General features: G+C 69.1%; 1 protein-coding gene. It reads right to left on the bottom strand.

Translation table 11 applies throughout. From position 1 onward, the window contains the following. On the bottom strand, positions 1-320 hold a 320-nt coding region (locus KHA85_RS20780), incomplete at both ends, for an aspartyl/asparaginyl beta-hydroxylase domain-containing protein (protein WP_213186764.1).

Here is a 320-nt window from a genome sequence, read left to right as displayed (position 1 = left end):
GTGCGCACCTGCGGGCTGTCGTTCCACACTTCGTGTTCGAAGGTGTCGTCCCACAGCATGAACTCCCCCTCGTGCAGCCGGTATTCGCGGCCGTCCACTTTCAGCACCGCCGCCGGCGCGCCGTCGGCGCGTTTGGGCATGTCCAGCACCAGATAGCCGCGCAGAATGCCGCGAAACGGTCCGCGGTGGGGCGGCACCTGCTTGCCGGGCGCCAGGAAGGAGAGCGAGGCGGACAGCACGTCCGGGGACGAAGCGATTAACGCCGCCAGCGTCGGGCAGCGCGCCAGGTTGCGGGCGATCGGCTGGCCGTAGGCCTTCAT

Source organism: Dietzia massiliensis (assembly GCF_018390595.1).
Classification (GTDB): domain Bacteria; phylum Actinomycetota; class Actinomycetes; order Mycobacteriales; family Mycobacteriaceae; genus Dietzia; species Dietzia massiliensis.
The sequence above is the reverse complement of the archived record's forward strand: the minus strand, read 5'-3'. Positions and strand labels throughout refer to the sequence as shown.